Below are 10,244 nucleotides of genomic sequence, written 5' to 3'. Positions count from 1 at the left end.
ACAGCTTCGCCGCCACGCCCCGTTCGCCATAAGCTCACAAATCACTAGAAATCAGCGACCAACTCTCTTTCTCACGCATGGCATGCGCGGTGCCAATAGGAATTCCGCCATGATGAAGTCTCTTGCCTCTCGTGCCTTTCCCCTCCTCGTCCTCGCCGCCAGCAGCGCCTCCCCGCTGCTGGCCGGCGAAGCGGAGTCTACCCCTGCCGCCATCGCTCCTGCAGCGACACCGTCAAAGGTCAATGTGCTGTTCCAGCTCGATGTCTCCGACCACTACATCACACCCCGCGGACTGAATGTTGAAAACGACGGAGTCATCTTCCAGCCGCTACTTCTCGCCTTCGTAAATCTCTACTCCAGCGATACCGGATTCGTCGACAATGTCTCGCTGACCGCCGGCATGTGGAGCTCGATCCACAGTGAAAAATCGGGCGCGGATCCGGGCCGCTGGAACGAGTTCGACCCCATCCTCGGCTTCACGGTCAAATTCGCGGACATCTTCAAGTTCGACACCACCTACACCGCCTTCGACAGCATGGTGGATTCCTACCCCACCTCGCACCACCTGGAGCTGAAGCTGAGCATGGATGACTCGAAGTGGCTCGGACCGTGGGCTCTCAATCCCTACATCGCCTACTGGCAGGAGCTCGAAAACAAGGCCACGGTCGTCTTCAATCCCCTCACCTCCGAGGAGTCATTCTACTTCACCGTCGGCATCAATCCGACCGCGAAGATCGGCCCGGTGAAGCTCGAGTTCCCGACCTTCATGAACATCGTCGATGACGATTTCTACCAGCAATTCAATGGCACCGGCGGCGGCTCCGGCATTGCCGTGGTCTCCACCGGCATCAAGGCCAGCGTCCCGCTCACCTTCATTCCGGAAGGCTACGGCCATTGGACCTGGTACGCCGGGGTCAAATACTATCACCTTAGTAACGATGGCCTCGAAGACGGCAATCTGGTGCTCACGCCCAATGGCGACCACGACGAGAACGACCTGTTCCAGTTCCACACCGGCATCACCGCCTTCTTTTGATCTGAAACCCGCCGCCCCGCGTCCATGAGCGATCTCCTCCCCATCCCCGCCGAACCCTACCCGTTCGAACTTTCACCAGGGAAATGCGCACTGCTGATCATCGACATGCAGCGTGACTTCCTCGAACCGGGCGGATTCGGCGAGATGCTCGGCAATGACGTGTCGCAACTCCGGCGCACGATCGAGCCGAACCGGATCCTCCTGGACGCGTGGCGAGCTGCAGGCCTGACCGTCCTCCATACCCGCGAGGGCCATCGGCCGGACCTCGCCGACTTGCCCCCGGCAAAGAAGGTCCGCGGCAAGTCCGCCAAGACCATCGGCGACCCCGGCCCCATGGGCCGCATCCTCATCCGCGGCGAAGCGGGTCATGACATCATCCCTGAGCTCTACCCGCTCCCAAGTGAACCGGTCATCGACAAGCCGGGCAAGGGAGCCTTCTTCGCCACCGATCTCCACGCCATCCTGCAAAACCTCGGCATCACCCAACTCGTCGTCACCGGCGTCACCACCGAGGTCTGCGTCAATACCACCGTCCGCGAGGCCAACGATCGCGGCTACGAGTGCCTGGTCCCCTCCGATTGCGTCGGCTCCTACTTTCCGGAATTCCAGGAAATGGGGCTGAAGATGATCAAGGCACAGGGCGGCATCTTCGGCTGGGTCACCGACTCAGGCTCGATCCTCGCTTCCCTGAGCTGACTGCCAAACACCCTTTCCCATCCCGTCTAACAGAACGAACCAACGGACATGAACACCGGCTTCAAACCAAAACTCTGGGTTCCGGGCGACTGGAACGCCTTCTTCGGGTTCGGCACGAATATCCTCGTGAACCTGCTCACCCTCACCGGCCTGCTGCTCTTCGTCCTGAAGATGCCGGCCGATATCGTCTTCGGCCGCATCCTGCCCGCGACCGGATTGATGCTGTGCCTGAGCACCGGTTACTACGCCTGGCTCGCCTACAAGCTGGCGAAGAAAACCGGACGCACCGACGTTTGTGCGCTACCCTCGGGAACGAGCGTGCCGCACATGTTCGTGGTGGTCTTCGTGATCATGCTGCCCATCACCTTGCAAACCGGCGATCCTATCAAAGGCTGGGAAGCCGGCCTAACATGGGTCTTCATCCAGAGCTTCGTGCTGATGATCGGCGGCTTCGTCGGCCCATGGATCCGCAAGGTCACCCCACGCGCTGCGCTGCTCGGCACGTTGGCCGGCGTCTCGGTCACCTTCATTTCAATGAAGCCGGCGGTGGAAATGTTCATGACTCCTGTCATCGGCATCACCTGTTTCGCGGTGATCCTGCTGAGCTGGTTTGGCGGCGTGAAATACAAGGGCGTCCCGGCCGGTCTCGTCGCGATCGCGGTGGGCACCCTCATCGCGTGGGGCTCGAACCTCTTCGGCCTGAACTACGGCGGCATGACCGGCACGGCATTGTCCGAGGCGTTGAAGGGCTTCGGCTTCAGTGTCCCCTTGCCGGCCTTCGGTCATGTCTTCGGCGGCTTCCAGTTCCTCGGCATCCTGCTGGTCACGGCGATCCCCTTTGGCATCTATGACCTCGTGGAAGCCCTCGACAATGTCGAGAGCGCCGAGGTGGCCGGAGATGCATTCCCCACCACTCGCGTGCTCACCGCCGACGGCGTCATCAGCCTGATTGGCTGCATCATGGGAAACCCCTTCATCAACGCCGTTTACATCGGCCATCCCGGTTGGAAGGCGATGGGCGGCCGCATCGGTTACTCGGCTGCCACCGGCATCGCAGTAATCATTCTCACATGGCTGGGCATCGTCTCCGTGATGCTCGCTCTCATCCCGACGGTCGCGATCCTGCCAATCCTCCTCTACATCGGGATGTTGATCGGCGCGCAGGCCTTCCAAGAAACGCCAAAGCGCCATGCCCCTGCCATCGTGCTTTCCCTGGCACCTCACCTCGCGCACTGGGTGGTCACCATGATGACAGGTGCACTTGCTGGTGCAGGCACGATCCTCGCCTCGCTCGGGCCCGAGAAGAAAGCAGAACTTCTCAAGGCGATGAATAACGAAGGCGTGCTCTTCCATGGCCTCGAAGTCCTCGGTGGAGGCTCCATCCTCGGCGGCCTGATTCTCGGTTCCATCGCGGTCTTCATCATCGACCGGAACTTCCTCAAGGCCGGCCTCTTCTCGATGACTGGAGCGGGACTGACCTTCTTCGGATTCATGCACGGAGACCGGCTTGGCATTGCCCAGAGCCCGACCGTGGCTGCGAGCTACCTGATCGTCGGCTGCGTGATGGTCGCCGCCTCGAAGCTGGTCACTGCTTCATCCCCAGTGATCGTCCATGAGGAAGACGAAGAGGAGGAGCCAGAACCCGAAGCTGCCGGAGTCCTCGCCAAATCCTGACACCACCTTTCCCATCAAGAATCTCGGTTAATACGGAATGGTTCCACGGATCTCACCGGCAACGGCATGAAGGCAAGCGCATCTTGGCCTGCATTCCGCTCCGTGGGGTCCGTGGCTTTCGTTTCCACCCCGCCTATTCACCATGCCCCACGTTGCAGCCGATCCCTACCTGTGGCCGTATGACGGCGACCTCCGACCGGAAAATACCGCGTTTCTGGTCATCGACATGCAGATCGATTTCTGCGGCCCCGGCGGCTATGTCGACCAAATGGGCTACGATATCTCGCTGACCCGCGCGCCCATCGAGCCGATCAAGAAGGTCTTCGAGGCCACCCGGTCGAAGGGCTATCACGTGATGCACACCCGTGAAGGTCACCGCCCTGATCTCGCCGACCTTCCCGCCAACAAGCGCTGGCGCAGCCGGCAAATCGGCGCGGGCATCGGCGACGTCGGGCCCTGCGGCCGCGTGCTCGTTCGCGGCGAGCCCGGCTGGAACATCATCGACGAACTCGCGCCGCTGCCGGGAGAGGTCATCATCGACAAGCCAGGCAAAGGATCTTTCTATGGCACCGACCTCGACATGGTCCTGCGGCAGGCTGGCATCCGGAACATCATCCTCGCTGGCATTACCACCGACGTTTGCGTTCATACGACGATGCGCGAGGCAAATGACCGCGGCTTCGAGTGCCTGCTGCTCTCCGACTGCACGGCGGCCACCGACCACGGAAACCACCTCGCCGCCCTGAAGATGGTCAAGATGCAAGGCGGGGTCTTCGGCGCAGTTGCCGATTCTGACGCATTGGTCCATGCTCTCGGCTGAACTTGTGAGCGACCCGGACCACGCGCCCTTCGAGCATTTCGAAATCCAAGACCTCTTCCACCTCGCTAAGAATCCCGATTCCATCGATTGGGAGTCTTTCCGAGACGGTGTGGAGATTCATCGTCTGTATGGCGATGGAATTTCCGGTCCCACTGCCGCTCTGCTGAGATTCCGACAGGAGGCCAAGGTTCCGCTGCACGTGCACGAGGGCTACGAGCATCTGCTCATCCTCGCCGGCACCCAGCGGGATGCGAATGGCATCTTGAAACCCGGGACGCTGAGAATTCACCCTCCGGGCACGCAGCACAGTGCGACCAGTGAAGCAGGCTGCATCGTGCTCGCGATCTACGAGAAGCCGGTGAGGTTTGTCGAATGACTCGCCCAGGTTCGGCTCTTGAATTGACACACTCTGTCGCTTCCGGTCAGGACTTCCCATAGAGTCTGCGTCTTCCGGAGTGTTAGATGTCCGGTTTTCGAACAGACGAAGAAGCACTCCTCGCCAGAAGATCGCATGCTATTACAAACCGGTGACATCAAGGCAGCTTGGAAGGCGAGCCTTCGCGACTCGGAACTTCTGACGTATCCCACATTTGACTACGCCATCGGCAGAGCCACGGAAGTGTCCAGGCTGCTGACTTGTGCTCCATTGCGCAGCGTAGCGGAAGGCTACCAAAAGGGCGCGACAATCACTCTCGATCTCAGAGGATTCCTCAATCACCTGCAGCATGCCAAGCAGCTGCTTGAAGAGAATATCCAGCTTCTCCAATGGGACTATTTCGCCTCGTTCCCGGCTGTCGGTCGGGAGCAATTTACTAGGGATGGCGGGCGGATTGGACCACGCCTTGCTCGAATCGATTGCCGGCCACACGGCCATGCGATCCTAACTGAAGTCCATATCCGCGAGGATGGTCGCGGCCAAAACTGTGGGTTTCGGGATTTAAGATTATGCGAGACGGTCGTCACGGACGACAAGGGACCGATCAAGCTACACCGCCGGCGCGCCACCACCGGTATTCTCGATCAGCTCTCGAAGCTTCAGTCACTCTTGGAGGGCAGGAGCGACAAGGAGTTGCAACTAATCCCGAACCCCGAGGAGAGCCAAGCTGCTGGAGCCGTCAAAATCGCTTGATACGAGAAGCTCAGACCGGTTTTCCCTTCTCCCGCAAGAATCCCGCCAAAGCCGCGAGACGCTTGCGAGTCTCGTATCGCAGGGCCACCAACATGACCGGATGGAGCAGGCAGCGCAGGAAGCGAGGCCGCGCCGAGAAGTTGAGCTTGTAAGTCAGCCGTGATCCCTCCGGCGCATCCTCATGGCGAATGCTTGCCGCGAAGTGTTCGAAGAATGGCGAGCGATTGATCATCTCCACCGCTGCTATCGAACCCGGAACGAAGGTGAGATAGCGAGTCTCAATCCCAATCCATCCGAAGAACGGCTTCCCCACGCATAGTGAGGTAGCCCCTTTCTCCGCGACGGTGTGCCCCCGAGTGAGCCGAGCCTCCCTCAACAGCGTATCCCATTCCAACCGCCGGTCGTAGTCGTGCAATAGCTCGAAGACGACCGCCGATGAACAAGGCATCGGGTAGCTGACTGTGGCACTCGGCATCTGGATAGGCGGGACCGGCCCGCTCGACCTTAATGGCGGAAGTGACGGTGACCCGTGAAGATCATCGCCAGACCCGCGGCGTCCGCGGCTTCGATGACTTCCTGGTCACGCATCGAGCCACCGGGCTGGATGCAGGCGGTGGCTCCGGCTTCGATGGCGGCTTGCAGGCCGTCGGCGAAAGGGAACATGGCGTCCGAGGCGATGACCGAGCCTTTCAGTTCGAGACCGGCTTCCTTCGCCTTCCACACCGCGATGCGCGAGCTGTCCACGCGGCTCATCTGACCGGCGCCGATGCCGAGCGTGCGGTCGGACTTCGCGTAAACGATCGCGTTCGACTTCACGTGCTTCACCACGCGCCAGGCGAAGCGCATCGCACGCATTTCCTCTTCGGTCGGTGGACGCTTGGTCACCACCTTGCTTTCGAGATTGTCGAGACCGAGCGCGGTGTGATCGCGGTCCATGACCATGAGGCCTCCCGGGCAGGAGCGGATGACCGGAGCCTTCTTCGCGGAGAGGTAGGCGTCATTCATCTTCATGATGCGCAGGTTCTTCTTCTTCTGAAGGACGGCGCGAGCTTCGGGCTCGTAGTCCGGCGCGATGATCACGTCGGTGAAGATCTCGGAAATGATGCGGGCCACGCCTTCGGTCAGCGGGCGGTTGCAGACGATCACGCCGCCAAATGGAGCCTGGCGGTCGGTCTCGAAGGCCTTCTGCCATGCGATGCGCAGGTCCTCGTCATCCTGGCCAACACCGCACGGATTCGTGTGCTTGAGAATGCCGATCGTCGGACGGACGAAGTCGAGGATGAGATCCGCCGCAGCCTCGATGTCGAGGATGTTGGTGTAGCTGAGTTCCTTGCCCTGGAGCTGGGAGAAGCAGCTCCTGAAGTCGCCGTAGAGCGCGGACTTCTGGTGCGGATTGTCGCCGTAGCGCAGCTCCATTTCGAGCGGCAGGCTGACGCTGAAATTACTGCGGGTCCCCTGCTTGCACTGGCCGAGGAAGTTCGAGATCGCGGCGTCATACTGCGAAGTGCGAAGGAAAACCTTCACGGCGAGCTGCTCGCGGAAGCCGAGCGTGGTGTTGCCACCGTGCTCCTTCATTTCCTCGATCACTTTCTCATAGTCGGCCGGATCGGTGACCACCGTGACGGAGGCGTAGTTCTTGGACGCGCTGCGCAGCATCGAGGGCCCGCCGATATCGATGTTCTCGATCGCATCCTCCAGCGTCACCCCTTCCTTGGCCACGGTCTGCTCGAAGGGGTAAAGATTCACCACCACGAGATCGATCGGAGGAATCCCGTGCTCCTTGGCCTGGGCGAGATGCTCCTTGTCATCGCGCTTGTGGAGCAGGCCGCCGTGGACCTTCGGGTGCAGCGTTTTCACGCGACCTTCGAAAAGCTCCGGTGCTCCCGTGAATTCCGACACGTCCATCACCGGCAGGCCCGCCTCACGCAGGGCCTTCGCAGTGCCACCGGTGGAAAGCAGTTCGACGCCCAGCTCATGGAGCTGCTTGGCAAAATCGGCGAGTCCGGTCTTGTCAGAGACGGAAAGGAGAGCGCGGGCGATGGGCATCGGGTGCGGGATGGTTGTAGGTAGTGGAGGCGAGCCGCCCCGCGTAATCGCCGCCCCGGCGGGGGGCAAGCGCGGAGTGCGGCGGAGAATACGGGGGTCAGAGGCTGGCGACGATGCGTTGCTTCATTTCGCCGATCCCCTCGATGCCGAGTTCGACGCAGTCACCGGGAGACAGGTAGCGCGGGGGCTTCATCCCCATACCGACGCCGGACGGAGTGCCGGTCGCGATCACGTCGCCGGGCAGCAGGGTCATGAAGCGGCTGATGTAGCTGACCAGATGGCGGACGCCGAACATCATGTCGCCGGTCCAGCCATTCTGGCGGAGCTCATTGTTCACCTTGCACCACAGGCGCAGGCCCTGCGGGTCGGAAATCTGCGAAGCCGGCACCAGCCACGGGCCCATGGGGCCGAAGGTGTCGTGGCTTTTCCCCTTGGTCCATTGGCCGCCCATTTCTTTCTGCCACGCCCGCTCCGAGTAGTCGCAGAAGACGGAATAACCGGCGACGTGATCGAGGGCGTGCTCCTCCTTCACGTGGGTGGCGGTCTTGCCGACGACCACCGCGAGCTCCACCTCGTAGTCCAGTTTGGTCGAGCCGGGCGGATTGATGACGTCGTCAAAGGGGCCGGACCAGCAGGTGGAGGCCTTCATGAAGAGCACCGGCTCGGTCGGTATCCCCTCCCCGAATTCCTTGGCGTGCTCCAGGTAGTTCTTCCCCACGCAGACGATCTTCGACGGCCGGTCGACCGGGGGGCCGAGGCGGGCGTCCTGCGGGATTTCCTCGGCGTCCGGGCACCCGTCATCCACCCACGCCTGCAGGGCTTCCAAGCCACCGAGGGCGAAAAATCCCTCGTCGTAGTCGGTAAACTGCCCTCCGACATCCAGCCGGCGGCCGTCTTCCAAGATGACTCCCGGCTCCTCACGCCCCGGTTCGCCGTAACGGATCAGTTTCATGACCCGACTCCTAACAATGGTCGCCACCGCTGGCAATGCAGGCCGCGGCGTTTATTCCCGGAATCGTCGCAAGCGGTTGAAAATGCTACTTTTTGCACGAAGACCTCAGTTTTCTTGGCAATTAGGCTCACTAAATACTTTCCAATTCCCGATATTTGAGGCAATCTCCGACCGCGCTGAACTGCTTCGGCAGGTTAGCGCTTGGCCGTCGCCGGGCCGCGAATTCCTACTGACGGAATTGACCTCTGGGGGGAGATCAAACCGACTGAATCCGCGGCGGAGGCTCCGGTCATTTCGGAAAGGGCGCGAATTTTGACTCCGGGGGGAATCTGGTTCGCGCCCTTTCTCCGTCTTTGTTAGATGCCGCGGCGGCGTGTCCTCACGGAAAGATTGCCCACCGGCGGATTTGCCCGTAAATCGCGCGCCCCGATGTTTCAGGTTTTAGCGCGCGATCCCTCCTGCCAGGCCCGGCGTGGCCTCATGGAGCTGGCCCACGGCACGGTGGAAACCCCGATTTTCATGCCGGTGGGCACGCAGGGCACGGTGAAAACCCTGCACCCGGACGAGTTGGAACTGCTCGGAGCCCAGATCATCCTCGGCAATACCTACCACCTGTGGCTGCGGCCCGGACCGGAGACGATCAAGGAATTCGGCGGCCTGCACAAGTTCGCCACCTGGGACCGGCCGATGCTGACCGATTCCGGCGGCTTCCAAGTCTGGTCGCTCGCCAAGCTGCGCAAGATCACCGAGGAGGGCGTGCGTTTCCAGAATCACCTCGATGGCTCCCGGATGATGCTCACCCCGGAGCTGAGCATGGAAATCCAGGCTGCGCTCGGCTCGGACATCGCGATGCTTTTCGACGAGTGCCCACCCTACCCCTGCGAGCGGAAATATGCCGAGACCTCGCTCGGCCTGACCACCCGCTGGGCGAAGCGCTGCAAGGACTGGATCGAGAAGAACCAACCGACCAGCGGCACCGGCATCCAGCGGCACTTCGGCATCGTCCAAGGCTCGATCTGGGCTGACCTCCGGGAAAAGTCCGCCCGCGAGCTCGTGGAACTGGATTTCGACGGCTACGCAATCGGCGGCGTCTCGGTCGGCGAACCAGAGGAGGAAATGATGCGGGCCGTGGAACACAGCGTCCCTTTCCTTCCGGAAAACAAGCCCCGCTACGCCATGGGCCTCGGCACCCCGCCGCAGATTCTGGAGATGATCGGCCGCGGGGTGGACATGTTCGACTGCGTGATGCCGACCCGGGTCGCCCGGCACGGCCAGGCCTTCACTCTCGACGGTCCCATCCACATCAAAAACCTGGCCTTCGAGCGCGATCCGCGCCCCCTCTGCGAGAGTTCCCACCCCCACGTCGCGAGGTTCTCCCGGGCCTACATCCGGCACCTTTTCCGGGCCGGGGAAATCCTCGCTTTGCGGTTGCTTTCCTTTCACAACCTGCATTTCTTCCTGCGCCTTGCCGCCAACGCGCGGGAGGCCATCAGTGAGGGGAAATTCCCTGAATTCAAGGAGTCCTTCATCCGCCGCTACACCCAGTCGAAATCCGAATGATGTCTTTTTTCCACCTGCTGCTCGCCGAAGCCGAGTCCGGCCAAAGCCAGAATCCGCTGGGCATGCTGATGACGGTCCTGCCGCTGTTCGTGATCATGTATTTCCTCTTCATCCGGCCTCAGCAGCAGCAGCGGAAGGACTTGGAGAAGCGCCTCTCCGCCCTGCAAAAGGGTGACGAAGTGGTTACCACCGCCGGCATCCACGCCATCGTTCACAACATCAAGGACCGCACCGTAGTTCTCAAGGTGGCCGAAGGTGTGATGATGGAGTTCGACAAGCCCTCCGTGGCCTCGGTCATCAAAAAGGAATCATCCTCGGCTGCCTGATCCTA

Annotated in this window: 11 protein-coding genes; 8 read left to right on the top strand and 3 right to left on the bottom strand. The window is 61.3% G+C overall.

All coding sequences use genetic code 11. The annotated features are described in order from the left end of the window. The first annotated feature begins 109 nt into the window (after positions 1–109). The 6 genes from WKV53_RS07135 (at position 110) to WKV53_RS07110 (ending at position 5,355) form a co-directional block, all read left to right on the top strand. The gene (locus tag WKV53_RS07135; protein WP_341403724.1) at positions 110–1,036 is read left to right on the top strand and encodes a hypothetical protein; all 927 of its coding nucleotides are present in this window, start codon (positions 110–112) and stop codon (positions 1,034–1,036) included. Between the two features lie 24 nt (positions 1,037–1,060). Next, positions 1,061–1,732 (top strand): cysteine hydrolase family protein, encoded by a 672-nt coding sequence (locus tag WKV53_RS07130; protein ID WP_341403722.1) that lies wholly within the window; start codon positions 1,061–1,063, stop codon positions 1,730–1,732. Between the two features lie 48 nt (positions 1,733–1,780). After that, entirely contained in the window at positions 1,781–3,406 is a 1,626-nt protein-coding gene (locus WKV53_RS07125) for a regulator (RefSeq protein ID WP_341403721.1), read from the top strand. Positions 3,407–3,548: 142 nt separating this feature from the next. Further along, entirely contained in the window at positions 3,549–4,226 is a 678-nt protein-coding gene (biuH, locus tag WKV53_RS07120; protein ID WP_341403720.1) for a biuret amidohydrolase, read from the top strand. Between the two features lie 4 nt (positions 4,227–4,230). After that, the gene (locus WKV53_RS07115; RefSeq protein WP_341403718.1) at positions 4,231–4,602 is read left to right on the top strand and encodes a cupin domain-containing protein; all 372 of its coding nucleotides are present in this window, start codon (positions 4,231–4,233) and stop codon (positions 4,600–4,602) included. A gap of 135 nt (positions 4,603–4,737) precedes the next feature. Beyond that, positions 4,738–5,355 (top strand): hypothetical protein, encoded by a 618-nt coding sequence (locus tag WKV53_RS07110; RefSeq protein WP_341403717.1) that lies wholly within the window; start codon positions 4,738–4,740, stop codon positions 5,353–5,355. Positions 5,356–5,365: 10 nt separating this feature from the next. Here WKV53_RS07110 and WKV53_RS07105 read toward each other — a convergent pair whose 3' ends face one another. The 3 genes from WKV53_RS07105 to WKV53_RS07095 all read right to left on the bottom strand — a co-directional run bounded on the left by WKV53_RS07105 (position 5,366) and on the right by WKV53_RS07095 (position 8,353). Further along, a complete protein-coding gene (locus tag WKV53_RS07105; protein ID WP_341403716.1) occupies positions 5,366–5,830 on the bottom strand; it encodes an SRPBCC family protein in 465 nt (154 codons plus the stop codon). 29 nt (positions 5,831–5,859) lie between these two features. Further along, positions 5,860–7,401 carry a bifunctional phosphoribosylaminoimidazolecarboxamide formyltransferase/IMP cyclohydrolase gene (gene purH, locus WKV53_RS07100; RefSeq protein ID WP_341403715.1) on the bottom strand — a complete coding sequence of 514 codons (1,542 nt, stop codon included), beginning with the start codon at positions 7,399–7,401 and terminating at the stop codon, positions 5,860–5,862. A gap of 97 nt (positions 7,402–7,498) precedes the next feature. Next, on the bottom strand, positions 7,499–8,353 hold the full coding sequence (locus tag WKV53_RS07095; RefSeq protein ID WP_341403714.1) for a fumarylacetoacetate hydrolase family protein: 855 nt from the start codon (positions 8,351–8,353) through the stop codon (positions 7,499–7,501). 429 nt (positions 8,354–8,782) lie between these two features. On the opposite strand from WKV53_RS07095, the gene tgt reads away from it, so the two are divergent. Then, positions 8,783–9,913, top strand: coding sequence for a tRNA guanosine(34) transglycosylase Tgt (gene tgt, locus WKV53_RS07090; protein ID WP_341403713.1), 1,131 nt, complete (start codon positions 8,783–8,785; stop codon positions 9,911–9,913). Then, positions 9,910–10,239 carry a preprotein translocase subunit YajC gene (gene yajC / locus WKV53_RS07085; RefSeq protein WP_341403712.1) on the top strand — a complete coding sequence of 110 codons (330 nt, stop codon included), beginning with the start codon at positions 9,910–9,912 and terminating at the stop codon, positions 10,237–10,239. The genes tgt and yajC overlap by 4 nt, the downstream gene beginning before the upstream one ends. The last annotated feature ends 5 nt before the right edge of the window (positions 10,240–10,244 follow it).

The sequence above is a fragment of the Luteolibacter sp. Y139 genome (assembly GCF_038066715.1).
GTDB classification, from domain to species: Bacteria; Verrucomicrobiota; Verrucomicrobiia; order Verrucomicrobiales; family Akkermansiaceae; genus Haloferula; species Haloferula soli.
The sequence above is the reverse complement of the archived record's forward strand: the minus strand, read 5'-3'. Positions and strand labels throughout refer to the sequence as shown.

Coding starts and splice junctions, on each gene's coding strand:
- WKV53_RS07135 (WP_341403724.1), top strand. CDS start 110: ATGATGAAGTCTCTTGCCTCTCGTGCCTTTCCCCTCCTCGTCCTCGCC.
- WKV53_RS07130 (WP_341403722.1), top strand. CDS start 1,061: ATGAGCGATCTCCTCCCCATCCCCGCCGAACCCTACCCGTTCGAACTT.
- WKV53_RS07125 (WP_341403721.1), top strand. CDS start 1,781: ATGAACACCGGCTTCAAACCAAAACTCTGGGTTCCGGGCGACTGGAAC.
- biuH (WP_341403720.1), top strand. CDS start 3,549: ATGCCCCACGTTGCAGCCGATCCCTACCTGTGGCCGTATGACGGCGAC.
- WKV53_RS07110 (WP_341403717.1), top strand. CDS start 4,738: ATGCTATTACAAACCGGTGACATCAAGGCAGCTTGGAAGGCGAGCCTT.
- WKV53_RS07105 (WP_341403716.1), bottom strand. CDS start 5,830: ATGCCGAGTGCCACAGTCAGCTACCCGATGCCTTGTTCATCGGCGGTC.
- purH (WP_341403715.1), bottom strand. CDS start 7,401: ATGCCCATCGCCCGCGCTCTCCTTTCCGTCTCTGACAAGACCGGACTC.
- WKV53_RS07095 (WP_341403714.1), bottom strand. CDS start 8,353: ATGAAACTGATCCGTTACGGCGAACCGGGGCGTGAGGAGCCGGGAGTC.
- tgt (WP_341403713.1), top strand. CDS start 8,783: ATGTTTCAGGTTTTAGCGCGCGATCCCTCCTGCCAGGCCCGGCGTGGC.
- yajC (WP_341403712.1), top strand. CDS start 9,910: ATGATGTCTTTTTTCCACCTGCTGCTCGCCGAAGCCGAGTCCGGCCAA.